The 24756-nt window shown below is 68.1% G+C and carries 20 protein-coding genes; all 20 read left to right on the top strand.

Going from position 1 to position 24756, the window contains the following annotated elements:
- Positions 1-91: 91 nt before the first annotated feature.
- The 20 genes from P73_RS07335 to P73_RS07240 all read left to right on the top strand — a co-directional run bounded on the left by P73_RS07335 (position 92) and on the right by P73_RS07240 (position 24710).
- Positions 92-1087 carry an MDR family oxidoreductase gene (locus P73_RS07335; RefSeq protein WP_043871481.1) on the top strand — a complete coding sequence of 332 codons (996 nt, stop codon included), beginning with the start codon at positions 92-94 and terminating at the stop codon, positions 1085-1087.
- A 494-nt stretch (positions 1088-1581) separates the two neighbouring features.
- The gene (locus P73_RS07330) at positions 1582-2139 is read left to right on the top strand and encodes an ImuA family protein (RefSeq protein ID WP_043869091.1); all 558 of its coding nucleotides are present in this window, start codon (positions 1582-1584) and stop codon (positions 2137-2139) included.
- Positions 2081-3544 carry a Y-family DNA polymerase gene (locus tag P73_RS07325; RefSeq protein ID WP_043869090.1) on the top strand — a complete coding sequence of 488 codons (1464 nt, stop codon included), beginning with the start codon at positions 2081-2083 and terminating at the stop codon, positions 3542-3544. Before P73_RS07330 ends, P73_RS07325 begins: the two co-directional genes overlap by 59 nt.
- Positions 3541-6858: an error-prone DNA polymerase gene (locus P73_RS07320; RefSeq protein ID WP_043869089.1), complete on the top strand. Its 3318-nt coding sequence runs from the start codon at positions 3541-3543 to the stop codon at positions 6856-6858. The genes P73_RS07325 and P73_RS07320 overlap by 4 nt, the downstream gene beginning before the upstream one ends.
- Before the next feature lie 521 nt (positions 6859-7379).
- Positions 7380-8357, top strand: coding sequence for an aliphatic sulfonate ABC transporter substrate-binding protein (locus tag P73_RS07315; protein ID WP_052453098.1), 978 nt, complete (start codon positions 7380-7382; stop codon positions 8355-8357).
- On the top strand, positions 8354-9190 hold the full coding sequence (locus tag P73_RS07310) for an ABC transporter permease (protein WP_052453097.1): 837 nt from the start codon (positions 8354-8356) through the stop codon (positions 9188-9190). Before P73_RS07315 ends, P73_RS07310 begins: the two co-directional genes overlap by 4 nt.
- On the top strand, positions 9190-9963 hold the full coding sequence (locus tag P73_RS07305) for an ABC transporter ATP-binding protein (protein ID WP_052453096.1): 774 nt from the start codon (positions 9190-9192) through the stop codon (positions 9961-9963). Before P73_RS07310 ends, P73_RS07305 begins: the two co-directional genes overlap by 1 nt.
- On the top strand, positions 9953-11008 hold the full coding sequence (locus P73_RS07300; RefSeq protein WP_052453095.1) for an ABC transporter substrate-binding protein: 1056 nt from the start codon (positions 9953-9955) through the stop codon (positions 11006-11008). The genes P73_RS07305 and P73_RS07300 overlap by 11 nt, the downstream gene beginning before the upstream one ends.
- A gap of 404 nt (positions 11009-11412) precedes the next feature.
- Positions 11413-13170, top strand: coding sequence for an ABC transporter permease (locus P73_RS07295; RefSeq protein ID WP_043869087.1), 1758 nt, complete (start codon positions 11413-11415; stop codon positions 13168-13170).
- A complete protein-coding gene (locus P73_RS07290; RefSeq protein ID WP_052453094.1) occupies positions 13167-14339 on the top strand; it encodes an ABC transporter ATP-binding protein in 1173 nt (390 codons plus the stop codon). The genes P73_RS07295 and P73_RS07290 overlap by 4 nt, the downstream gene beginning before the upstream one ends.
- A gap of 79 nt (positions 14340-14418) precedes the next feature.
- Positions 14419-15387: an ABC transporter substrate-binding protein gene (locus P73_RS07285; protein ID WP_158401921.1), complete on the top strand. Its 969-nt coding sequence runs from the start codon at positions 14419-14421 to the stop codon at positions 15385-15387.
- Between the two features lie 16 nt (positions 15388-15403).
- Entirely contained in the window at positions 15404-16531 is a 1128-nt protein-coding gene (locus P73_RS07280; RefSeq protein ID WP_052453093.1) for an LLM class flavin-dependent oxidoreductase, read from the top strand.
- On the top strand, positions 16531-17661 hold the full coding sequence (locus tag P73_RS07275) for an LLM class flavin-dependent oxidoreductase (protein ID WP_052453092.1): 1131 nt from the start codon (positions 16531-16533) through the stop codon (positions 17659-17661). Before P73_RS07280 ends, P73_RS07275 begins: the two co-directional genes overlap by 1 nt.
- A 622-nt stretch (positions 17662-18283) precedes the next feature.
- Entirely contained in the window at positions 18284-19459 is a 1176-nt protein-coding gene (locus P73_RS07270; protein ID WP_052453091.1) for a tyrosine-type recombinase/integrase, read from the top strand.
- Entirely contained in the window at positions 19438-19998 is a 561-nt protein-coding gene (locus tag P73_RS07265) for a hypothetical protein (RefSeq protein ID WP_043869085.1), read from the top strand. Before P73_RS07270 ends, P73_RS07265 begins: the two co-directional genes overlap by 22 nt.
- Before the next feature lie 100 nt (positions 19999-20098).
- Positions 20099-20290: a helix-turn-helix transcriptional regulator gene (locus P73_RS07260; protein WP_043869084.1), complete on the top strand. Its 192-nt coding sequence runs from the start codon at positions 20099-20101 to the stop codon at positions 20288-20290.
- 125 nt (positions 20291-20415) lie between these two features.
- Positions 20416-22785, top strand: a complete 2370-nt coding sequence (locus P73_RS07255) for a bifunctional DNA primase/polymerase (RefSeq protein WP_043869083.1) — start codon at positions 20416-20418, stop codon at positions 22783-22785.
- A gap of 511 nt (positions 22786-23296) precedes the next feature.
- The gene (locus P73_RS07250; RefSeq protein ID WP_043869082.1) at positions 23297-23914 is read left to right on the top strand and encodes a recombinase family protein; all 618 of its coding nucleotides are present in this window, start codon (positions 23297-23299) and stop codon (positions 23912-23914) included.
- Positions 23907-24440: a hypothetical protein gene (locus tag P73_RS07245; protein WP_043869081.1), complete on the top strand. Its 534-nt coding sequence runs from the start codon at positions 23907-23909 to the stop codon at positions 24438-24440. Before P73_RS07250 ends, P73_RS07245 begins: the two co-directional genes overlap by 8 nt.
- Entirely contained in the window at positions 24441-24710 is a 270-nt protein-coding gene (locus P73_RS07240) for a hypothetical protein (RefSeq protein ID WP_043869080.1), read from the top strand.
- Positions 24711-24756: the final 46 nt, after the last annotated feature.

Raw genomic sequence — 24756 nt, 5'->3', positions numbered from 1 at the left:
GGAAGCGTTAGACTTCACGCGCCCGGCGCCTATCATGAGGTCCGACGCGCCCGAGGCGGCGCAGGCGGAACCACCGGGAAAGGCGCAAGACATGTCCGAGAGCTTCACCGCAATGATGATCACCGATGCAGGCGAGCACCGGACCGAGGCCGCCTTCCGCCCCCTGACGCGCGAGGAGCTTCCCGACCTGCCGGTGCTGGTGGAGATCAGCCACTCGACCGTGAACTACAAGGACGGGCTCGCCCTCACCGGCAAGGGCCGGATCGCGCGGCGGCTGCCGATGGTGGCGGGGATCGACCTTGCCGGCACGGTGGTGGAGAGCGCGTCCGACGCATGGGCGCCGGGCGATGAGGTGATCCTGAACGGCTGGGGCCTGTCGGAGACGGAATGGGGCAGCTACACGAAATACCAGCGGGTGAAGCCGGACTGGCTGCTGCGCCGGCCGGAGGCGTTCAGCGCCGAACAGGCGATGGCGATCGGCACGGCGGGCTACACCGCGGCGCTTTGCGTCGACGCCCTGCTCGGCTGGGGCGCGATCGCGGCGGAGGGGCCCGATGTGCTCGTGACCGGCGCGGCGGGCGGCGTCGGCTCCGTCGCCGTGGCGCTCCTCGCCGCCCTGGGCTATCCGGTCGCCGCCTCCACCGGGCGCGAGGAGACGCAGGACTACCTGTCCCGGCTCGGCGCGCGGAGCTTCGTGGCGCGCGCCGATCTGTCGGAGCCGGGAAAGCCGCTTCAGGAGGAGCGCTGGTCCGGCGCGGTGGATGTGGTCGGCTCGCACACGCTGGCCAATGTGCTGGCGCAGACCTGCTACGGCGGCGCGGTCACGGCCTGCGGGCTGGCGGGCGGGGCAGACCTTCCGGCGACGGTGATGCCGCATATCCTGCGCGGCGTCGCGCTGCTGGGCGTCGATTCGGTGATGGCCCCGCAGGACAAGCGCGCGGCGGCCTGGGACCTGCTCGCCCGCCATCTAGACAAGGGCCTCCTGTCGGAGATGTATACGGTCCATCCGATGTCCGACCTGCCCGATCTCGCGCGCGACATCCTCGCCGGCCGGATCCGTGGGCGCGTGGTGGTGGAGATCGGCTGACGCCGCGGCGGGCGTGACGGCGTCCCGCGACGGGGAAGACCCCGGACCGGACCGCGCGGGCGTGACGATGCGGGACAGCCCGTCGATGACGCAGCCCGGCACGGGATGGAACGGCACCAGGGGCGCGGTCAGCGCGAAGGGGCTTCGACCGCCTGGACGCTGTCGGGGAAGGGACCGCCGAGCGTTGGCCTACGCCGGAAAGAGCCCGCCGGTGAGCTTGCGCAGCCGACCCCGCGTGAGCGGACAGCCACAGGGCGAGCGCCGAGCCCGCGGCGGCCGCCTCGGTCACGGCGGCGAAACCCGTCGGCATCGAGCCCTCTCGCGGAGGAGGAGCAGGCGCGGGCGTTCCGGCCAAAGGACCGGACCGACGGCCTTGCCGCGACGGAGGAGGCGCTCGGGGACGGAACGGAGGCGGCTGGCGCCCCAGGCAGGACAGGGCCGCAGCCCCCCGATCCGGCATTGGAAAGCGCCGGCATTCGCCTTATCCTTCTCCCATGCCGAGCGGTTTCCACGAGAGCTTTCCCCTGCGCCCCGGCCGCGTCCACGAGGTCTGCGGCCCCGGCGCGATGGCCTTTGCCCTGCTCGCCGCCCCGGCGCAGGGGACCGTGGTCTGGCTGCGCGAGGCCTGGATGGCGGAGGGGCTGATGCCCCTGGGGATCGCGCCCTTCCTCGATCCCTCGCGGCTCCTCGTCGCCCGGCCGAAGGACCAGACCGACAGCCTTGCCGCCGCGGAGGAGGCGCTCAGGGACGGGGCGGTTCCCTTCGTCGTGGCGGACCTCACCCGTCCCCTCGACCTGCGCGAGGGGCGGCGGCTGCAACTTGCCGCGAAGGCCGGCGGCACAACCGGGCTCTGCATCATCCCCGAGGGCATGGGATCGAATGCCGCCGAAACGCGATGGCGTGCCACGCCCGTTCACGATCCCGACAGGGAGGACTCGACTCTGATGCGCTGGGAAATTATCAAGAACAAATCAGGAACATTCGGAGCCTGGCATGTTCGGTGGGCCTCAGAAACGCGTCGTCTCCATGTGGTTTCCCCGGCTCCCCAGTGAGCGGGTTCTGCGCGCACGCCCTGTGGAGGGGCCCTTTGCCCTCACGCTCAGGACCGGCAATGCCGACCGCCTCTACTGCCTCAACGCCGAAGCCGAGCGGCAGGGACTCCACCGCGGCATGTCCTGGTCCGATGCCCGCGCCTTCTGCCCCGACCTGCTCAGCGCCCCGGCCCGGCCGGATCTCGACGCGCGCTTCCTCTCCGCCCTGCACCGCTGGGCCACGCGCTACTGTCCCTGGGTCGCCCGCGACGGGGAGGATGCGCTGGTGCTCGATGTCACCGGCTCGACCCATCTGTGGGGCGGAGAGGCCGCGATGCTCGGGGACATGCGTGACCGGGCGGCGCGGGCGGGGCTGACCCTGCGGCTCGGCTGCGGCCCGACGCGCACCGCGGCGGGCGCGGTCGCGCGCTACGGGGAAGGGCCGGACGACGACCCGCGGCAGCTTCCGGTGGCCGCCCTGCGCCCCGATCCGGACATCGTCGTCGCGCTCCAGCGATCCGGCCTGCGCACCATCGCGGACCTCGCCGGGACGCCCCGCGCGCCGCTCGCGCGCCGGTTCGGACCGGAGCTGCTGACCCGGCTCGACCAGGCGCTCGGCCACCATCCCGATCCGATCGCCCCGGAGGCCGACCCGCCCCGCTACGGGCTGCGCATGTCCCTGCCCGAGCCGATCGGGCTCGTCGAGGACGTCATGGGCGTGACCGCGCGGCTGCTCGACCCGCTCTGCGACCGGCTCAAGGCGCATGAGATGGGCGCGCGCAAGCTCACCCTCACGCTGCGGCGTGTCGACCGGGGCAGCCAGCAGGTCGAGCTGCGCCTTGCCGCCCCGATGCGCGATGCGCAGCGGATCCTGCCCCTGTTCGAACGCGGCGTGGGCGAGGTGGAGGCGGGGTTCGGCATCGACCAGGTCCGGCTCGAGGCGACCCTCGTCGAGCCGCTGCCCGTCCGGCAGACCGGCCTCTCCGCCGCCCGCTCCGCCCCCGACCGGCTCGACGATCTCATCACCCGGATCGGCACGCGGATCGGGCTGGAGAACGTCCAGCGCTTCCTGCCCGCCGACAGCCATATCCCCGAGCGTGCCTTCGTCATCGCCCCCGCCGCCTTCACCGCGCCCGGCGGCGGCTGGTCCTGTCCGCGCCCGCGCCCCCTCCGCCTCTTCCCGCCCGAACCCGTCGCAGGCTCGGGCAGCCATCCGCCCGCCCGCCTGCGCTGGCGGCGCATGTCGCTGACCACCGCGCGCGCCACCGGCCCCGAACGCATCGCCCCGGAATGGTGGCTCGAGGACGAGGGCTGGCGCTCGGGCCTGCGGGATTACTGGAAGGTCGACACGCGGGAGGGCCGCCGCCTCTGGCTGTTCCATACGCCGCAGGATCCCGGCTGGTTCGTGCAGGGGGAATTCGCATGAGCTATGCGGAACTCTGCGTGACCTCGAATTTCACCTTCCTGACCGGCGCCTCCCATCCCGAGGAACTGATGCTGCGCGCCACGGAGCTGGGCCTCGAGGCGATCGCGATCACCGACCGCAATTCGCTTGCCGGGGTGGTGCGGGCCTGGTCCGCGCTCAAGTCGCTGCGCAGGGAGATCGAGGAGGCGGCGCGCCTGCCCTCCCCCGCCCCGGCCGGCGCGCAGGCGCGGCCGGATGTCCCGGATGCCGGTGTGCCGGGGGAGGCGCCCCTTGCGGACATGCCGCGCCTGCCGAAGCTGATCGTCGGCTGCCGCCTGGTCCTGCGCGACTGCCCGGTGGAATGGATCGCGCTTCCGACCGATCGGCCCGCCTATCACCGGCTCGCGCGCCTCCTGACGCGGGGCAAGAGGCGGGCGGAGAAGGGCGGGTGCCATCTCGATCTGCACGATCTCGAGGAGGGCTGCCGGGGCATGATCCTCATCGCCCTGCCGCCGCGGGAACCCGACCGGGCACGCGGCCCCCTCGAACGGCTCCGGAGGCGCTATCCGGGCCATGTCTTTCTCGGCGCGGCGCCGCGCTACGACGGGTCCGACCAGGCCTGGTTCAACGCCTGCGCGGGGGTGGCGCTCGCGGCCTGCGCGCCGATGGTGGCGGTGGGCGACGTGCTCATGCACCGGGGCGCGCGCCGCCAGCTCGCGGATGTCCTGACCTGCCTGCGCGAGGGGATCACCATAGACCGGATCGGGCGGAAGGCCCTGCCCAATGCCGAGCGCCGGCTCAAGGGCGCTGCCGACATGGCGCGCCTCTACCGCCACCACCCCGCCGCCCTGCGCCGGACGCTGGAGATCACCGCGCGGTGCAGTTTCGACCTGTCGGAACTCAGCTATGAATATCCCGACGAGATCTCGCAGGGAGAAAGCCCGCAGGCCCGTCTCGAACGGCTCGCCCGCGAGGGGCTCGCGCGCCGCTATCCCGACGGCCCGCCGGACCGCGTGCCGGGGCTGGTGGACAAGGAGCTGGGGCTGGTCGCGGAACTCGGCTATGCCGCCTATTTCCTCACCGTCCACGACATCGTCCATGAGGCCCGGTCCCGCGGCATCCTGTGCCAGGGGCGCGGCTCGGCGGCCAATTCGATCCTCTGTTACCTGCTGGGCATCACGGATGTCTCCCCCGACATGATCGGCATGGTCTTCGAGCGGTTCATCTCCCGCCATCGCGGCGAGCCGCCCGATATCGACGTGGATTTCGAACACGAGCGGCGCGAGGAGATCATCCAGTGGATCTACGGGAAATACGGGCGCGAGCGGGCGGGTCTCTGCGCCACCGTGATCCATTTCCGCTCGCGCGCCGCCATCCGGGAAGTGGGCAAGGTGATGGGGCTTTCCCAGGACGTGACCGCCGCCCTTTCGGGACAGATCTGGGGCCAGACGAACGGGGGCACGAGTCTCGAGCGGGTGCGCGAGCTTGGCCTCGATCCGAAGGACCGGCGCCTGGCCCAGACGGTCCGGCTGATCCGCGAGATCATCGGCTTCCCGCGCCACCTGTCGCAACATGTCGGCGGGTTCGTCATCACGCGCGGACGGCTCGACGAGCTGTGCCCGATCGAGAACGCGGCGATGGAGGGCCGCACGGTGATCGAATGGGACAAGGACGACATCGACGCCCTGGGCATCCTCAAGGTCGATGTGCTCTCGCTCGGCATGCTCACCTGCCTGCGCAAGAGTTTCGAGCTCCTGGAGGCGCATGAACGGACGCCGCTCAGCCTCGACTCCGTGCCGCAGGAGGATGCGGAGACCTATGCCATGCTCCAAAGGGCCGATGCGGTGGGCGTGTTCCAGGTCGAAAGCCGGGCGCAGATGAACTTCCTGCCCCGGATGAAGCCGCGGACCTTCTACGATCTCGTCATCGAGGTCGCCATCGTCCGGCCCGGCCCGATCCAGGGCGGCATGGTGAAACCCTATATCCGCCGCCGCCAGGGGCTCGAGGAGCCCATTCCCTTCGGTCCGGCGCTTGCGAAGGTGACGGAAAAGACCCTTGGCGTGCCGCTGTTCCAGGAACAGGCGATGCAGATCGCCATCGTGGGCGCGGGATATTCGGCCGAGGAGGCCGACCAGCTGCGCCGCTCGCTCGCCTCCTTCCGGCGCATGGGCACGATCGGCCAGCATCGCGCGCGCTTCTTGCGCGGGATGAGGACCAACGGCTATTCCGAGGAGGTGGCCGCCGCCTGTTTCTCCCAGATCGAGGGCTTCGCCGATTACGGCTTTCCCGAAAGCCATGCGGCGGCCTTCGCCATGCTCACCTATGTCTCATCCTGGCTCAAATGCCATCACCCGGCGGTCTTCGCCTGCGCCCTGCTGAATTCCCAGCCGATGGGATTCTACGCCCCCGCCCAGATCGTGCGGGACGTGCGGGCGCACGGGGTGGAGGTGCGCCCGGTCTGCGTCAACACGAGCCTGTGGGACAATACGCTGGAGCGCCGTGCCGACGGCACCCTCGCGCTCCGGCTCGGCTTCCGCCAGATCAAGGGGTTTCGCGAGGAGGATGCCGGCTGGATCGTGGCGGCGCGCGGCAACGGCTATCCCGATCCCGAAAGCGTCTGGCTCAGGGCGGGCGTCACGCCCCCGGTGCTCGAGCGGGTCGCGGAGGCCGACGCCTTCAGCGGCATGGGCCTGACGCGGCGCGATGCGCTCTGGGCGGTGCGGGCGATCCGGGCGCCGGCGCCCCTGCCGCTGTTTTCCGATCCGCTCGACGGCGAGGGCCTGCGCGAACCGGCGGTGCGGCTCCCGCCCATGCACCTGGGCGAGGAGGTGGTCGAGGATTACATCGCCACCCGGCTCACGCTGCGCGCCCATCCCATGGAACTTCTGCGGCCCGCCCTGCCCGGCCTCACGCCGCATGACCGCCTGACGGTGGTGCCGCCCGGCCGTACCACCGTCTGCGGCCTCGTCATCACCCGGCAGCGCCCCGGCACCGCCTCCGGCGTGATCTTTCTCACGCTCGAGGACGAGACCGGCGTCTCCAACGTCGTCGTCTGGCCGAAGATCTACGAACGCTACCGCCGCACGGTCATGGGCGGGCGCCTGTTGCGGGTCACCGGACGGCTCGAACGGGAGGGCATCGTCGTCCACCTCATCGCGGATCATGTCGAGGATCTGTCGCACAGGCTCTCCGAACTGGGCCACCCGCTCGACGAGGCGATCGGGATCCCCCGCCCCCAGGCCGACGACGCTCCGCGCCCGCTCCGCCCCAAACCTTCGGCCCGCCACCCGCGCGAACAGGCCAAACGCCTCTTCCCGAGCCGGGATTTTCATTGACGGCGAGCGATGCAGCCCCGGCCGCGGCGATCCCGCCAGCGCGCCGCACGTCACCGGCACCGCCAGCCGGCCCGCGGCCGCGGCCGCGAGACCGCAAACGTCTACATGGGCCTTCCGAAGGGTCTCCGACGTGCTGCACATGCCGGACCGGATGCCGCGAAAGGCCGATTTCCTCGTCGTGCTCCTCAGCACCCCACAGCGCCACCGGCCGGATCGACGAGACCGCCCTGCCCGCCGCCCTGCCCGATGCCGCGGCGATCCCGCCAGCGCGACGTCCCCAAGCGTCACGACAGCCCGCGTTGAGAGGGCCTCGCGATTCGAGAAACTGCTCCGCGCCGCGACGCAGGAGGGCATTCCCGAGGAAGAAGATCCTTCGGGACCGGCTTCGGGGGGGAAGCGGACCACTTTCTCTCTGCCCTTCAGGAGATCAGAACAGGCGTTCTGAATAATACACGATGAAACCGATAGACTTTTGGGGAGGCTGGGAGTTCCTTTTGCCCGAAAGACCACGGAGTTGTCCCATGAAATTCACCGGCCTCAAGGCGCTCGCCACCGTCTCAGCCCTGCTCCTGACGGCTCATGCCGCTGCTGCGGAGGAATTGAAGCAGATCACCGTCGCCTGGAGCAAGATCGTTCCCGAAACTGTCCTTGCCAAGGAGCGGGGCTGGGTGGAAGAGGCCGTGGCCCCCTATGAAGTGGAGGTGAAATGGGTCGAGTCCCTCGGGTCGAACAAGACCGTGGAATTCCTGCGCGGCGAAAGTCTCGATGTCGGCACACTCAGTCTAGCCTCGGCCTTTCTGGCCCGCGCCAATGGCACGCCGATCCGGTATGTCTACTGGACGGCGCGCGATGCGACCGGCGCTCCCCTGCTCGTGGCAAAAGATTCCGAGATCACCAGCTATGAGGATCTGAAGGGCAAGAAGATCGCCGCCACTCCCGGCACCGGCCCGCATGTCGCGCTGCTGGCCGGACTGAAGAAGCACGGTTTGTCCGAGACGGATGTCGAGGTGGTCTCCCTGCCCCACAGCCAGGGCCGTCTCGCGCTCGCGACCGGTCGTGTCGATGCCTGGTCGGGACTTGAACCCGACTGGTCCATCGCCGAGATCGAAACCGGCGCCACGGTGCTTTATGCCGATCCGGAACTGGCTGGCGGGGGCGGCATCGCCATTCGCGACGACATCCTCGAGGACCATCCCGAGATCGTGGCGGCCGTGTTGTCGGGCTATGACCGGGCACGTCAATACACGCTGGACAACCTGGACGCCTCCATCGAGGATTTCGCAAAGACCTCGGGTGTCAGCCTCGAGGTCGCGGCCAGCGTGGTCCGCCGCAACGACATCACGCGCCCGGCCCTGATCCCGGAAGATCGCCAGGCGCTGATCAACTGGGGCAACATCTACAACGATCTGGGGTCGATCCCTGCCGATACCGATGTCGCTGCGGTGGTGGATGCCGTGCTCGATTACGACGTCTTCAGGCCCGAAGGATCCCAAAGATGAGCCTTCGGGAGGAAGCGGCCGCAATCCGGACCGGCTTCCTGCGGGACCGGAAGCTGCCCGATCCGGGCGTGCTGTGGAAAGGGCTTGCGCCCTTTCTCCTGCCGCTGGCGATCCTGGCGTTGTGGCAGTCGGCAAGCGTATGGCACTGGATCAACCCGCTGTTTCTGCCCTCGCCCTTGCAGGTGGCGGAGGTCCTGTGGCGCTTCTTCTCCGAAGGCACCATCTGGCGCCATCTCGGGATTTCGGTGCAACGGGTATTCCTCGGCTTCGGCTATGGTGTCGCCGTGGCGGTGCTGCTGGGGGCGGTTACCGGCTATTCCGCCTTCTGGAGGCGACTGATAGATCCGATGATCCACGGGCTGAGGACCATTCCGGGCCTCGCCTGGATCCCGATGTTCATCCTGTGGTTCGGGATCGACGAGACCTCCAAGGTCGCGCTGATCGCCAAGGCCGCCTTTTTCCCGACATATCTGAACTTCATGTCCGGCATCGTGAATGCCGACCGCCGCCTGATCGAGGTGGGCCAGGTCTATCGCATGACCAATGCCCAACTGGTGCGCCGCATCCTCCTTCCGACGGCAATGCCCTACCTGTTCGTGGGTCTGCGCCAGTCGATGGGCGTGGCATGGCTGGTCGTCGTGGCCGCCGAGATGATGGGGGCAAGTTCCGGCATCGGGTATCTGCTGCTCGACGGCGAGATGACCGGCCGCCCGCAGATCGTCGTCGCCTGCATGATCATCTTCGCGCTTTGCGGCAAGGCCACCGACATGGCGATCACCGGCATCTCGCGGCGCCTGCTGTCCTGGCAAGATACCCACGAAAGGGCCGCCTGATGATCACCACACGGCATCTCGTGAAGGAGTTCGGGCCCTTCCACGCGCTCGGTCCGCTGGATCTGACGATCGGGACCGAGCAGATCGTCGCTGTCCTCGGACCCTCCGGCTGCGGCAAGAGCACGCTGCTGCGACTGCTGGCGGGGCTGGAAACGCCCAGCCGGGGCACGATGTCGCTGGACGGCTCCGCGATCGAGGGCCCGCAGGAAAAGATCGGTGTGGCCTTCCAGGATCCGCGGCTGATGCCCTGGCTGACCGTGCGCGAAAACATCGCGCTCGGCATCTGGGACTGGCCGCGCGATCGCATCGGGCCGGCGGTCGAGGCCGTGATCGCCCGTGTCGGCCTGTCACGATTTTCCGATGCGCTGCCGAAATCGCTGTCGGGAGGCATGGCACAGCGCGTGGGCCTTGCCAGGGCGCTGGTCGGCAACCCGCGGCTGCTGTTGCTGGATGAACCCTTCGGCGCCCTGGATCCGTTGACCCGGATCCGGATGCAGGACCATCTGCTGGATCTGGTCGATGCCTCGATCCCCAATGTCCTCCTGATCACGCATGACGTCGACGAGGCGCTGGTGCTTTCGGATCGGGTGATCCTGCTCGACGGACCACCGGCGCGCATTCGCCGCGATCTGAGGGTGGACCTGCCCAAACCCCGCAACCGCACCTCTCCCGACTTTCAGGAACTGAAAAATCTTCTGCTGGGAGATCTTCTGCCCGGCCATGGCGACCCCCATCCGCTCCCGCGCACAGAGAGAGCTCATCATGCCCCTTGATACCGTCTGGTACACGCGCTGCCCCATTCCGACGGCCTTTTCGCTGATCATGCACAACGGCGCGCTCGCAAGCCTGCTCGACCGCCACGGCCTCCGGCTCGGGTCCATCCGCCACGCGCGGGATCTGGCGTTCCGGATCAGCCACTTCCGGCATGACCTGCCCGGCATGCTGCGTCATGGCGGCCATATCCCTCCGCTCTGGTCCCGCGCCGAAGGCCGTGACGTCCGCCTTCTCGGCCTCTCCTGGACAGAGGAGTCCCAGTTGATCCTCACCCTGCCCGGCAGTGGTATCGAAGACCTCTCCGATCTGCGCGAGCGGCGGATCGCCCTTCCGCACCGGCCGAATTATCCGATCGACTTCTGGCGCGCGACGGTGCTGAAAGGCATAGCCGACGCGCTGGCCGCCGCCGGACTCGGCCTGCGCGATGTGACGCTGGTCCCTCTGGAAAACCTCCAGTCCCCGTTTCCGGACAGCGCCCACAGCGGCGCCGAAGCACCGCCCGGCACGGCGGTCATGACCCTGTCCAGCCAGCGCCCCGAAGCCTTCGCCCTGGTCCGCGGCGAGGTGGACGCGATCTTCGCCCCCGGCCATTATGGCGTCGCGCTGAAACATTTCCTCGGCGCACGGGTCGTGGCGGATCTGACCGCCCTCCTCCCTCGAACCGCGCGGGTCAACAATCCGTCGCTCCTGGCCTTCACTGCCGAAGGCCGGCTGGTCGAGGACCATCCCGACCTGGTGGCGGCGCTTCTGGCCGAAGTGCTGGACGGCGCAGATTTCGCGCGCGACAACAAGGATTTCGTCCGCCGTACCGTTGCTGCCGAGAGTGGCAACGCCGAGGAACTGGTGGAAGAGATCTTTGGCCGGGACTTCAATCTGGACCTCACCCCGCGCCTGGATGCGGAAATCCTTTCCGCCTTCGAGGCCCAGACGGACTTCCTCTATGAGAACGGTTTCATTCCGCGTCGCGTGCCGCTGGAGGAATGGCTGACCCCTGAACCGCTTGCCATCGCTCAGGACCTGCGCACAGCCCGATCGGCGATCTGATCGCCGCGCAGGGCCGGACGCCGGAAGCGCCGCATGCTGAGCGTCGGCCCTGAGACAACCGCGACCGGGAGAGCGTCCTTCCTCACCCCTTCCCCGCCATCCCGAAAGGACGAGCAGGCGCTCCGGAATCGCATGAAATTCATGGACTGCCCATCGCAGATGACAGGAACAAAAAGCCATCGAGGCTTCGAAGAACAACCCGCTCTCCAAGCTGCCGGCCGATGGCATGGATATTCTGCCGGGGCCTGTAAATATGGAAGTTGATACTACAATGATTCCATCGACTTTATCGTTATTTAAAGGCAATTTTTAAGGAACCACCTGGACTGGGAAAGAGGGGTGATCGTGGAAAGTCGTCGCCGGCCTGAAGTCTCGAAGCGCCCCGAATTCCCGGAGGCGGAGACATGAGCCTCGCCCTGTCCGAACCCGCCGCTCCGCGCACAACTCCGTTGCATCGGCGACGCCAGCGCCGGCTGCTGCTGGCATTGGTCCCGACCTGGATCGTGCTGGGGGTGCTGTTCATACTGCCGATTGTCATGTTGTTCGTCGCCGGTTTCCGCACCAGTCCGCTGACGCCAGATGCCGAATGGACGACGGCCGCACTGGCGCGGCTGTGGGAGCCGGCGGTACATTCCGCCTTCGCCGTCTCGCTGCTGCTGGGGCTGTCCACCACCGTTGCGGGTATCGCGCTCGCGACGATCTTTGCCTTTTTGTCCGAACGTTCGGACGCCCCGTTCCGGCGGATCATCACGCCCGCGATGCTCGTGATGTATGCCACCCCGACACTCTTCTATGCGCTCAGTTTCAGCCTGCTGGCCAACCCCTATACCGGCGTCCTGAACGATCTGGCGCGGCTGGTCATGGGGCCCGGTGCGACACCGTTCAATGTGGAGAGTCTTGCGGGCCTGATTTTCGTCACCACCTTCCGCGTCGTGGCCTTTGCCTACATCTTCATCGTCGCCGGTTTTCGCGCCATCGACCGGACGCTGGAAGATGCTTCCATGATCAGCGGTGTCGGGCGGTTCGGCACCTTGTGGCGGATCGACCTGCCGTTGCTTGCCCCCGCAATCACGGGGGCTGCGATCATCACCGTGATTGCCGGGCTGCACACTTTCGACATTGCGATGGTGCTGGCCGAACCGGCAGGCATCCGAACCGTTGCCACCCAGATCTACGACATCACAAACCGGTCCATGCCGCCGGATTTCGGTTCTGCCAGCCTGCTGGGGTCGGTTGTCGTTCTGCTGGCCATGGGGCTGGGATACCTGCAATACCGGCTCTTGGGCGGGCGGAGTTTCGTGACGGTCGGCGGCAAGGGCGGGAACCGCGAGCCCTATCGCCTCGGCCGCGGACGCTGGCTTGCCGGCCTCTTCATCCTGACCTACCTCTCCGTGGTCGAACTCCTGCCGATCCTGACGCTGGTTTTCACAACGTTTCAGCCATTTCCCGGTGTTTACGGCGAACTGACCCTCGTTCATTTCCAGCGCGTGCTCGCCGCCCCCGAAACGCGGGTCGCCCTGAGCAACACAGTGACGCTGTCCGTGGTCGTCGGTGCGGCTGCCACCGCCCTCGCCTTCTGGGTGGCAAGCCTCGCGCAGGGGCTGTCCCGTCGCGGAGCGACGGCGCTGAAGCTGGCGGCAACGATCCCCTTCGCGCTGCCGGGAGTCGTTGCGGCGATCGCCATCACGTCCGCCTTCATCTCCATTCCCGGACTGCGCCAGCTCTACGGAACGCTGACCCTGATGGCGCTCGCGTTGGTCATCGTCGTAATTCCCTATGCCGTTCAACTGGCCACGGCCTCGCTTGCGCAGATCTCACCGGACCTGCGGCAGGCGGCCGAGATCCACGGGGCAAGCCCGACGCGATCCTTCCGCGACGTGACCGTTCCTCTGGTCGCGCCCCACTTTCTGTTCGCCTGGTACATCACCGGCGTGTCGGTCGCAGGCAATCTGGACGTGCCGCTGCTGCTGGGCGGCCCCGGCCTGACCACGGTTGCCGCCCGCGTCTTCGACCTGAACCTGCAAGGCAAGGTCGCGCAGGCGGCGGCGATGCTGCTGATCCTTCTGGGGCTGGTCGTCATCGCCGGCATTGCCGGCCGCGTGCTCCTGCATCTCTTGCGCGGGCGCCCCGCAGTCACGCTCAACGACGGAGCTACAGCATGAGCCAGGTGGATATTTCCGGCCTTTCCAAGTCGTTCGGCAATGCCTCGGCGCTGAATGCCCTGGACCTCGGCATCGCGGATGGCGAATTCGTGGTCCTGCTCGGTCCCTCAGGTTGTGGCAAGACGACGGCCCTGCGCTGCATCGCGGGGCTGGAATATCCCGACGCGGGGACGATCCACATCGGCGGGCGCGAGGTTGTCGCCCCCCAGAGCAGTCTCTTCGTTCCTCCCCACCGGAGAGGGATCGGCATGGTGTTCCAGTCTTACGCGCTATGGCCCCACATGACGATCGAAGCCAATGTCGGATATCCGCTGCGGGCTCGCGGCGCCGATCGGGCGACGATCCGCCGCAAGACCTCCGAACTGCTCGAGCTGGTCGGGCTGGACGGCTTTGCCCGACGCCATCCGGCCGAACTCTCCGGCGGACAACAGCAGCGGGTGGCATTGGCGCGTGCGCTGGTGGCCGATCCGGCACTGGTGCTTTTCGACGAGCCACTGTCAAACCTCGACGCCCAGTTGCGCATTCGCCTGCGCGACGAGATCCGTCGCATCCACTCGACCCGGCGTCGGACCTCGATCTATGTCACGCACGACCATGCCGAGGCGCTGACCCTGGCCGACCGCATTGTTCTGCTCAATCGGGGGCGGATCGAGCAGCAAGGGACGCCGGACGAGATATTCCTGGCCCCGCGAAGCCGCTTCGTCGCCGAATTCGTGGGTATTCACAATTTCCTTCCCGGAAGGATCACCGGCCATACCGCTCACGGCGTGACCTTTCGTCCCGACACCTGGCAGAGCGATCTGAACGTCGCTTCGACCTCCCGCCCCGCGATCGGCGCCCGTGCGACAGCGGGGTTCCGGACCTCCTCCGCGACCGCGGTCGCCACCCCCGACGATGACCGCGGCTTTTCCGCCCGCCTGATCGCAACCAGCTACACCGGCGAACGCTTCGATGCCCAGGTCGACGCGGGCGGCCATACCCTCACGGTCTCGCTCCCGCTGAGCGGGCACGGCGGCGTCCGGGCCGGCGAAGGATACGTCCATATCCGCATCCAGCCATCGGAAATCCTGCTGTTGCCCGACCCCGAAACCTCCCCCGAAACCACGCCTGCGGAACACCCGCGCGAAGGCGTGCGAGTTGCCCCGCCGGGAACGCAGGCGGCTGAATAACCTTTTCGAAAGGATCAAAATGAACTTGTTCAAATCCATATCCGGAGCTGTGCTGAGCGTCGTCCTGAGCACATCCGCCTTGTCCGCAGAAACCGAGCTTTCGACCCTCTATGACGCCGCCAAGGCTGCCGGCGAGACGGAGGTGGTGATCTACACCCCCTATGGCAATCATCAACCGCTCTGGGACGCTTTCGCAGCCGCCTATCCGGCGATCACGCCCACGGTCGTGGTGACCACGGGCGCGCCGCTTTTTGCGCGCCTCGAAGCCGAACGGACGACGGGAGCCTATGCGGGCGACCTGCTTTTCAGCAATCTGAGCACGGTGACGGTGCTCCAGCGCGACGGCTATCTGCAACCCGACGAACCTTCGACCGTGGCCGGCCTTCCCGACCGCTACAGGGAGCCGGGCGGCCATTTCCAGATACCGTTCCTCAATCTCTTCACGGTCGTCTACAACACCCGCCTCGTGACCGAGGAGGACCTGCCGTCCACCCTCGACGAGGTGCTTGCCGACCGATGGAAGGGCAAGATCACCTACGGACAGGTGACCGGCACAGGGGCGACCGATTTCAACCTGGCGATCCTCGATCACAATCAGGCGCTCACCCAGGAGCAGCTGGAAAGGATCCACGCGAATGCGGTGCCGGCAGAATCGAATGCCGCCGCGCTCCAGTATGTCGCTCAGGGCCGGGCTCTCTTCGACCTGTGGACGCCGACCCAAAGCGCCGTACCGCTGATCGAAGACGGCGCTCCCCTGGGGATCCGGCTGCTCGAGGATTCCTCGGGCGTCTGGGGGCCGGGTCTCGGCCTGCTCGAAGGGGCGCCCCATCCGAACGCCGCGCGACTTCTCAAGGCCTGGCTCTATACCCCGGAGGCGCAAGCCCTTTTCGCGAGCGAAACCAACAGCTACGGCACGCTGCCAGGAACGCCCGGGCCCGAGACCCTGCCCGACATCGGCTACTACAGCTTCGAGGACATCCCGGCCGACAGGGCCGCGGAGATCCTTGCGGCTTTCCGCAGCAAGGCTGGCGCGATCTGGGGCTTCTGAGACGGGAGGATTCCTTATGCCGATCGAACTTCGCGGCAGGCTTCTGCCAGAGAACCGCCGTGCCACACATGACACGTCCACCCAGGCAAACCAGGCCTTCTACTACGGGGCCTCGCCGATCTCCCTTTCGGTCGACCCGGAGTATCTTGTCCGGACCGCCCGCGACTACGAGGCCGCGGGACTGGACAGCGCGTTGATCGCGCAACGCAGTTCCTGGCCGGATGTCTGGGCGCGGGCGAGCTGGGCCCTGGCATCCACCGAACGGCTTCGTATCGTCTCGGCGCATCGCATCGGGTTGCAAACTCCGACGTCGGCAGCGCGCGCGCTGGCGACCATCGACCGGTTGTCCGGGGGGCGGGCGAACCTGCACGTCATCCTCGGGAGCACGGATGCCGATCAGCGGCGTGACGGCGACTTCGTGGCCAAGGCGGACCGCTACCGCCGCGCCGCCGAATATGTGGAGATCCTGATCCGTCAACTCGGCGCGACGGAGCCCTTCGACTATGCGGGCGAGTTCTATCAGGTGGAGAACGCATTGCCTTCGGTCAGGCCGGTGCAGCACCCGCGGCCCGTCCTGTCCTTTGCGTCCTCGGCGGAGATCGGACAGGACCTGGCCGCGCGCTTCTTCGACACCTATGCGCTGAGCGCCGAGCCACTGGCCGAAACACGGAAGATCGTCGCCCATGTGCGCGACCGGGCGCATCATTACGGCCGGACCATCAGGTTCTGGCGCGATGCCAACTTCGTACTGGCAGACACTGAGGCGGCCGCGCATGACAAGGCCCGCCTCTATCAGCAGGAACTGCTTCGCGCCGTCGATCCGGCACGCGCGTCCAGCCTGTTTTCTCCCGAAAGCATCGGCGGGCAGCGTGCCCGGCAGATCTCCGATCGCACAGACTGGCACGACCGGGCGCTCTATACCGGTCTGACCAAGGTGTCGGGCTCGGGCCCGGCTTTCGTCGGGACACCGGCGACGGCAGCGGCGGCTGTGCTCGATTACTACGAGCTCGGGATCGAGACATTTTCGATCGGAATAACCACGGAAACGGAAGAAGACCGCGAGTTGCGGGCCGAACTCCTGCGCCTGTTGCGCGAGGGAGCAGCAGAGCGCGATCGCGTCCATAACCAGAAAGAGGATGCCTGATGCCCATCGAACTCCGGGCCCGCCTGAGCGGGATTTCGAACCAATTGAGCGACCAGGACAGCGATTTCGACCGCCAGGCCGCCTATTATGGACTGGCGTTGCCGAGAACGGCCTTTGACGCGCCGCATTTTCAGAAGACTGCCCGCAGTTTTGAAGACGCCGGTTTCGACAGTGCCCTCATCGCGCAGACCTCGGCCTCGCCCGATGTCTGGGTGCTGAGTGCCCTGGCCCTGGCAGCCACCGACAACCTGCGCATCGCCTCCGCCCATCGGGTCGGGCTACAGGCCCCGACGCTTGCGGCACGGTCTCTTGCGACGCTCGACCGCTACTCGGGCGGGCGGACTTCGGTCCATATCATCCAGGGCTCGACGAATGCCGACCAAAGCCGCGACGGGGACCATCTTCCCAAGGAGGAACGCTATCGCCGTTCGGCCGAGTTCCTGGACATCTTCGTCCGTGAACTGACCGCGACCGAGCCGTTCGACTATGAGGGCGAGTTCTATCGGGTGACGAACGCACGCTCCGACGTGCTGCCGATCCAGCTCCCGCATCCGCCGATCTCCAGTGCCGGATCGTCGCAACAGGGCATCGAGCTCGCCGCACGATACTCTTCCACTTTCGCGATCACCGGCGAACCGATCGCCGGAACCGTCGAAATCCTGGACAAGGTTCGCGCCGCCTCGGCCAAGACCGGGCGTCGGCTGAAGTTCTGGCGGGACACCAATGTCATCGTCGCGGAGACCGACGACGCGGCCTGGCAAAAGGCCGAACGGATCCGGGACCGCATCCTGGCGTCAGGGAAGTTCGGCGGCATTCCCGCCGAAGCGGTGGGACGACAGCGCATCGTCGAGGCCGCCCAGCGGTCGGATCGACACGATCGCGCGCTGTTCACCGGCATCTCGGTCCTGTTCCAGGGCGGCGTGGGACCGGCCTTCGTGGGCTCGGTCGAGACCGTCACAGCGGCAGTCATGGACTATTACGACCTTGGGATCGAAACATTTTCAATCGGTCTGCCCGCCATCACGGAAGAGGACCGCGCACTCCGCCACGCCCTGCTGCGCAGCCTGCGCCAAGCCGCTGCCGAGCGGGACGCCAGCACATCCACGGACACGGTCAGAGAAGAGGTCTGACCCGCGCCAGAGCGTCGGATGGCGCCAGAGCGTCGGATGGACCGGCGGATCGAAAAGGCAGGGTGCGACGCGCCCTGCCCGACGCAAAGGCACCCGCCGCGCACGAGTGGTGAAGGTCGCGCTGACCCTGCGTGCCCGACCGCCATCGCGCTCGCAGCGCGGCTCCCGCTCTCCGTGACCACACAGGCAAATCCTGCCTCGCGCCTTTCTCCCGACCCCGAGACGAGCGCCGGCCGCACCGCCCATGACGCCGCGGTCCAGGACCGTAACAGGCGGATCCGCTTTTCGAAGACATCCAAGAGCTTAAGATCGCCTGGCACTTCCGGTCGTGTCCGCATGAACGCCAGGTCCGTTCACCAAAGACAACCTCAAGCAAGGCTCCTTACTTAAGGTTTTCATATCTGAATGGAAATGATGGTGCTGCTGGACAGGATTGAACTGTCGACCTCTCCCTTACCAAGAGGCGGGCCGCCAGTCTGGGCCCGTCTCCGGGCGTCTCCCGCCATAGCCGAAACCCCTTTAATTGCAAGCATTTGGAGGCTATATTCGTCTCCGGTGGTAAAGGCCCGTAACGCCGAATAGCCCACCAGTCCGTTACCCCGCCGTTACCCCGGAGCCTGCGATGAAGAAGAAGCTGACTGAGATGGCCGTGTCCAAGATCGCGCCCGAGGCCGGGCGGCGGCTGGAGGTGTTCGACGCCCTGACCCCGGGGCTCGCCCTGCGCGTGACCGAGGGCGGCAAGAAGAGCTGGTCGGTGATGTACCGGGTCGCGGGCCGGGGGACCGGCGGGAACCGGGGGCCGCTGCGCCGGATGACCCTCGGGGCCTACCCCCTGATTGACCTGAAGGCGGCGCGAGAGCGGGCGCGGGAGGCGCTGGAGCTTGCCGACCGGGGCGACGACCCGGCGGACCTCCGCAAGGACGAGCTGCGCCAGAAGGGGGAGCGGGTCTTCGAGGTGATCTGCAAGCGCTTCGTTGAGCTGCACGCCAAGGCCCACACCCAGAAGTGGCGCGACACCGAGCGGCTGCTGAACACCTACGCGGTCCCCGCGTGGCGCGGGAGACCCATCGACGGGATCGACCGGGCGGCGGCGCACGAGCTTCTGGACGAGGTAACGATGGAGCATGGGACCGGGGCCGCGCGCGAGGTCCGCAAGCACATCACGAAGCTGTTCAACTGGGCGGTTGACCGGGGGCTCCTCGCCGCCAGCCCCGTCGCCGGGATGCGCCGCCCCGAGCTGACCTACGCGCCGCGCGAGCGGGTCCTGTCGATGGACGAGCTGAGGGCGGTCTGGGGCGCGGCGGGCGAGATGGGCTACCCGTTCGGGCCGATGGTCCGGCTGCTGATCCTGACGGCGCAGCGCCGCGCGGAGGTGGCGAACCTTGAGCGCGGCTGGCTGCTGCCCGACCAGCGGGCGTTCGAGGTCCCGGGAAGCCACTACAAGACCGACCGCCCGCAGGTGGTGCCGCTTTCCGCCCCGGCGCTGGCGCTGGTGGAGGCCCTGCCGAAGTGGAACGGGGGCGACTTCCTCCTCTCCACCACCGGCGGCAAGCGGCCCGTCTCGGGCTTCTCCAAGGCCAAGGCCCGGCTGGACCGGCTGTCGAAGGTGGAGGACTGGACGCTGCACGACCTCCGGCGATCCGCCGCGACCCACATGGCGCGGCTCGGCATCCCGCAGGAACACATCGAGCGGGTCCTCGGCCACGCCATCGAGGGGGTGGCGGGGACCTACAACCGCTACAGCTACCTGACCGAGAAGCGCGCGGCGCTGGAACTGTGGGGTGCGCAGTGGGCCTGACCGACGAAGAAGCCGGGCGCATCCGGCGGGCATACGAAAGCGCCAGCAACGCCGCGTTCGAGCGGATGGCCCTCGACAAGACAAGGGGCGAGCGGGACGCGCTGCGCGCGCTGATGCGGGTGTGGGACAAGATGGACGTGGAGGAGCGCGCGGCGGTTTCGTTCGAGCTGGCGCGGCTCGCCTCCGGGGGCGATGACGCGGAGCTTGCGGTTGACCCGCACGACCTTGACGTGGGGCTAGCCGCTCACCGGGCCGTGGAGGCGGGCAAGAGCACGGGCGGCAACCGTCACCGGGACCTCGGGTTCAACCTCGCCGTGGCGGAGGCGGTGGCGGTCTGGCGTGACCGGGGGAACGAGGCCCCCAAGGTGAACGTGTGGCGCGACCAAGCGGACAACCGCGAGCCCGGACCCTTCCTCGCCTTCGTCGCGGAGGCGGTGGTCGCCGTCATGTCGCCCGAGGCGGTAGCCCGCGCGTCCGGGATGCGCCGCCCCGACCGGGAGAAGCTCCTCCAGACAATCGAAGCCCGGCTGAGGGCGTAGCGCCAATGGTCGCCAGAAGCCGCCCCCATTAGCGAGACTGCCGAGGCACTTAGGCCCCGCTAGTCTCTCCCCAGATAGCGACATATCCGGGGATAAACCGATGGCCGACACACTGCTGACGATAGAGGAGGTTGCCGTGCGCACCCGCCTCTCCAAGCCCACCATCTACAAGCTGATCCGGCAGGGGCACTTCCCCCGCCAGCTCCGCCTCTGCGCCAACAAGGTCGCGTGGCTTGAGCGCGAGGTCGGGGAGTGGGTCGCGGCCCGCGCGGAGGCGAGGGCGGCGGAATGAGTGACTTCAAAGAGGACGCCCCCGGCGCTGGACAGCGAGCCGGGGGCGCGGAAGACAGGCATCATCACACCACTTCCGGGGATAGTATAGCCGAAACCCCCACCGGGACCGACAGAAATTCGTTGTTGTCAGCCGCGCAGAGCTACCTTGCGCGTGGCCTGTCTCCGATCCGGCTTGGCCCCAAGAGCAAGAAGCCCCTCGGCAAGCACGACGCCAACGCCATCACCGCCGACAACGCGGCGCGGCTGATCGACCACGGCGGCTACAACCTCGGGCTCCGCCTCGGGCCGGACCACGGCGGGCTGGTGGACTTCGACCTTGACTGGCCGGAGGCGCGGCGGCTCGGGGGCCTGCTGCTGGACCGCTTCGCCCGGTTCGGGCGCGAGGGCGCGCGCGGGTCGCACTACCTGTTGCGCGGCTCGGATGCGGTGGCGTCCAAGAAGTTCGACATGCCGGAGCTCAAGGGCGTGGAGGGCCTGCCGGACGAACACGCCGTGTGCGTCTTGGAGGTCAGGGCGAGCGGCCACACGATGGCCCCGCCTTCGATCCACCCAAGCGGCGAGGCCGTGACATGGGAGCGCGACAGTGCCCTGCTTGAGGACACGGCCAAGGGCATCTACCAGCGGGCCGGGCTGCTGGCCTTCCTGTCGGTGGTGGCGCGGTTCTACCCCGCGCAGGGCTCGCGCGATGACTTCTGCATGGCGCTCGCGGGCGCGCTGCTGGCGGCTGGCCTCTCCCCCGATGAGGCGGACAGGTGCGTTGTCCGGGTGGCTGAGGTCGCTGGCGACGAGGAGGCGGGCAAGCGCCGGAAGGCCGGGCAGACAGCCGCCAAGGTTGAGGCAGACGAGGCCGCGACGGGCATCCCGCGCGTGGTCGAGATGCTGGGCCTGCCTGAGGCGGTAGGAAAGCGGTTCCGGCTCTGGCTGGGCATCGCCCCGCGCGAGGACGGGCGGACCCGGGTGGTGTTGTCGGAGAACCGGCTGCACGAGACGCAGGACGCGGCGGAGGCCGCGATGCTCAGCGCTGGACTGCCGATCTACCAGCAGATGGGGCGGCTGGTCCGGGCCGTCAGGCTCGATGAGCCCGAGGGCGAGGACGGTGGTGCCATTGTGCGGCAGGAGGGCGCGCTTGTCGTGCGCGACGTGCAGCCCCACAGCCTCCGCGACCTGATGACCCGCGTGGCAAACTTCGTGAAGGTGGTCGAGACCAAGGAGGGCACAGAGGACAAGCCTGTCGGCCCGCCCGTGTCGATGGCGCTGGCCTACATCCAGAGGGTGCGGGAGGGCGGCGGGCGGCTGCCGGTCCTGCGTGGCATCGTGGAGTGCCCGACGCTGCGACCTGACGGCACCATCCTGTCTGAGGACGGGTATGACCGGGCCACGGGCCTGATCCTTGACACCGGCGGCGCGACCTTCGACCCCGTGCCGGGGGAGCCGACGCGCGCGGATGCCATGTCGGCGCTCGACAAGCTCAAGTGGGTCCTTGCGGGCTTCCCGTTCGTGGACGACGCCTCGCGCTCGGTGGCCCTGTCCGCGATGCTGACGGCGGTGTGTCGCCGGTCCCTGCGCACGGCCCCCATGCACGGCTTCACCGCGCCGACGCGCGGCACCGGCAAGAGCCTGCTGACCGACTCAGTGGCGATGATGGCGATGGGACGGCCCGCCACCGTCCTGAACCAGACCAGCGACGGCGACGGGGAGGAGGAGCGCAAGCGCCTCATGTCGATCCTGATGCAGGGCGACCCCGTGGTGGTGATCGACAACATCGACCGCCCCATGTCGGGCGCGCGGATGTGTTCGATCCTGACGCAGGAGACGTGGCAGGACCGGCTGCTGGGCGGCAACGACCAGGGCCACGTCTCGACGCGGACGCTGTGGCTGGCGAACGGCAACAACCTTGAGTTCCGCGAGGACATGAGCCGACGCGCGATCCTCTGCACGATGGACGCGGGCATGGAGAACCCCGAGGAGCGCCCCTTTGACGTGGACCTCAAGGTGGAGGTGCCGAGGCGGCGCGGTGCGCTGGTCCCGGCGGCGCTGACGGTGCTGCGCGCATTCGTGGTGGCCGGACGCCCCGGGCTCGACAGGCTGACGCCCTTCGGCAGCTTCGAGGACTGGTCCGACCTCGTGCGCGGCGCGCTGGTCTGGTGTGGTGAAGCCGACCCCTGCGACACCCGCGCCGAGGTGGCGGCGGTGGACTCAGTGCGCGAGGAGCTTTCGAGCCTGATCGAGGCTTGGGAGGACCTGATTGGCGTCGGCGTCGTGGTGACGGCGGGCGAGCTGGTCCGGCGGGCGGGCGAGGAGGCCGCCACGCGGCCCGGTGGGGATGGCCTCATGCTGGCACTAGACGCCGCGTGCCCGAGGGGGGCGAGCCCCAAGACGGTCGGCTGGTATCTCAAGAAGGTGAAGGGGCGCGTGATCCGGGGGCGGCGGATCGTGGCGGTGGGGCGCGAGGACAACATGCTCGCCTACCGGCTGGAGGTGGTCGGTGGCTGACGGCGGGGTTTCAGGGGTTCCGGGGGTTTCCTACCCCCCGCCGCGCACGGCGCTTCCTTTGAAGCGTATCCGGGGGGCTCTGCCGGGCTCCGCGACTTACGGATACCGGGATTTACTGTTCACCTCTGTGAATCCTCCGCGCCGGGGGGAAGAAAGCCCTGAAACCCCTGAAACCCCTGAGATGGCCGGATGGCCCATTGGTGAAACACCGAAACCCGCGTTGTGCGCCGCTCCAAAAAGGCCACGCCCGATTCCGCGCCCCGCCGGGCTGGCCTTGGTGTCGCGGTTCGCGATCCGCCGCGCCGATCCCCTTTGCCCGATCTTGCTGGGCAATGGCCACCCCGTAAGGGTCGCGCGATCTGACAGCCTGAAAGCCCATAGTCGCGGGTGTCTATCCCCGCCCCGAAGGCCACCCCCAGACCGACCGGCGCAGGGTGATTTCAGATAGACGGCCCAACTGTGTTCGCGGTATGTTCTGCCTATGGTTGAGCAAAGAAATGGAGCAACAACAATGGACTGCCCGAAAACACCCCCGCGCCGCGCCGCGATCTACGCCCGGGTATCGACCGGCGAACAGACGCCCGAAAACCAGCTTATCCGCCTGCGAGAGGTGGCGGAGCGCGCGGGCTGGGCGGTTGTGTGCGAATATGTCGAGACGGCATCCGGCGCCAGCCGCGCGCGGCCCGGGCTGGACGCGATGATGAAGGACGCCGCACGCCGCCGGTTCGACGTGGTGATGGCGTGGGATGTATCGCGCCTCGGGCGATCCCTGCGCGATCTGGTGGACCTGTTCGAGACGCTGCGCAGCGTCGGCTGCGACCTCTTTCTGGAACAGCAGGCGCTCGACACCTCGACACCGGCGGGCCGCGCCCTGTTGCAGATGTCGGGCGTGTTTGCCGAGTTCGAGCGGGCGATGATCGTGGAGCGCACGAAAGCCGGGATGGCCCGCGCCCGGGCGCGCGGCAAGCAGATCGGTCGCGCCCCGGCCTCTGACGCGCTGATCGACGCAATTCGCGCCCTTCGCGCGGACGGGATGGGGATGGACCGGATCGCGCGGAACCTGAAATGCGGCAAGGGGCTGAGCCAGCGCGTTTGCCAAGAGTTCGACAAGGAGATGGAACATGGATGAGGAAAGGTTTGACGCAATCGCGCGCCGCGTCTCGGATGGCAGCCCCGGCGGCCCTGCCTACCGCATCGGGCGGCGCGGCTTGAAGATCGTGGAGGAGCTGGCCGCCCGGGGCGTTGCCGAGGCGACGATGGCCAAGGCCCTGCGGATGGGCAAAGATGCCTTCCGTGCTGCCAAGAACCGCGACCCTGCCGTGCAGGAGGCAATCGACCGTGGCCGCGCCGTCGAACACGACAAGCTGGTGGGCATCCTGCATGAGCAGGCTATGGCGGGCCAATACGTGCCGGCGATGTTCCTGTTGAAGACCCGGCACGGATACCGCGAGGGCGAGCAGGTCGGGGTGAACGTGAAGATCGACACCGGCGGCGTCTTGCTGGTGCCGAACAAGATGACGATGGAGGAGTTCCTTGAGGCCGAGCGGCAGGCGGGTCGGTATGCCAGCCCGATCCGGCCCGACGCGGTAGAGCGCGTCCCCGGCCAGTGCGCAATTGAGGCGGTTCTGGACCCCGAGACCAAGCGGGGCGACTAGGTGTCCGAAGATCGCGCCACCGTCTATGCGAACGCCGCCGGGCTGCTGCTCCGGCTGGGCTACGCGGCCCGCTTCGACCCTGCTTGGGTAGGGGCCAATGGCCCGCGTCCGGTGGCCGCGCTCGTGACCGACGCGCCGCCGGTGGTGGTCGGGTATGCCGTGGCGATGGTGGCTGAGGACCCCGAACCGCACTTGCCGGACCATTCGGCCAAGACCCGCCGCGCGAACCCTGGCAAGGCCGGTGATCCGCAGTTCGCCTTCTGGGCTTAGGCAACAACGAATAGCGCTCTGACGCCCCAGAGACACACGTTATAGT

Origin of the sequence: Celeribacter indicus (assembly GCF_000819565.1) — a bacterium.
Lineage (GTDB): Bacteria > Pseudomonadota > Alphaproteobacteria > Rhodobacterales > Rhodobacteraceae > Celeribacter > Celeribacter indicus.
This window is presented reverse-complemented; position numbering and strand designations above follow the sequence as displayed.

Bases quoted from the DNA above. Each gene is read 5' to 3' on its own strand.
- P73_RS07335 (WP_043871481.1), top strand. From the start codon at position 92: ATGTCCGAGAGCTTCACCGCAATGATGATCACCGATGCAGGCGAGCAC.
- P73_RS07330 (WP_043869091.1), top strand. From the start codon at position 1,582: ATGCCGAGCGGTTTCCACGAGAGCTTTCCCCTGCGCCCCGGCCGCGTC.
- P73_RS07325 (WP_043869090.1), top strand. From the start codon at position 2,081: ATGTTCGGTGGGCCTCAGAAACGCGTCGTCTCCATGTGGTTTCCCCGG.
- P73_RS07320 (WP_043869089.1), top strand. From the start codon at position 3,541: ATGAGCTATGCGGAACTCTGCGTGACCTCGAATTTCACCTTCCTGACC.
- P73_RS07315 (WP_052453098.1), top strand. From the start codon at position 7,380: ATGAAATTCACCGGCCTCAAGGCGCTCGCCACCGTCTCAGCCCTGCTC.
- P73_RS07310 (WP_052453097.1), top strand. From the start codon at position 8,354: ATGAGCCTTCGGGAGGAAGCGGCCGCAATCCGGACCGGCTTCCTGCGG.
- P73_RS07305 (WP_052453096.1), top strand. From the start codon at position 9,190: ATGATCACCACACGGCATCTCGTGAAGGAGTTCGGGCCCTTCCACGCG.
- P73_RS07300 (WP_052453095.1), top strand. From the start codon at position 9,953: ATGCCCCTTGATACCGTCTGGTACACGCGCTGCCCCATTCCGACGGCC.
- P73_RS07295 (WP_043869087.1), top strand. From the start codon at position 11,413: ATGAGCCTCGCCCTGTCCGAACCCGCCGCTCCGCGCACAACTCCGTTG.
- P73_RS07290 (WP_052453094.1), top strand. From the start codon at position 13,167: ATGAGCCAGGTGGATATTTCCGGCCTTTCCAAGTCGTTCGGCAATGCC.
- P73_RS07280 (WP_052453093.1), top strand. From the start codon at position 15,404: ATGCCGATCGAACTTCGCGGCAGGCTTCTGCCAGAGAACCGCCGTGCC.
- P73_RS07275 (WP_052453092.1), top strand. From the start codon at position 16,531: ATGCCCATCGAACTCCGGGCCCGCCTGAGCGGGATTTCGAACCAATTG.
- P73_RS07270 (WP_052453091.1), top strand. From the start codon at position 18,284: ATGAAGAAGAAGCTGACTGAGATGGCCGTGTCCAAGATCGCGCCCGAG.
- P73_RS07260 (WP_043869084.1), top strand. From the start codon at position 20,099: ATGGCCGACACACTGCTGACGATAGAGGAGGTTGCCGTGCGCACCCGC.
- P73_RS07250 (WP_043869082.1), top strand. From the start codon at position 23,297: ATGGACTGCCCGAAAACACCCCCGCGCCGCGCCGCGATCTACGCCCGG.
- P73_RS07245 (WP_043869081.1), top strand. From the start codon at position 23,907: ATGGATGAGGAAAGGTTTGACGCAATCGCGCGCCGCGTCTCGGATGGC.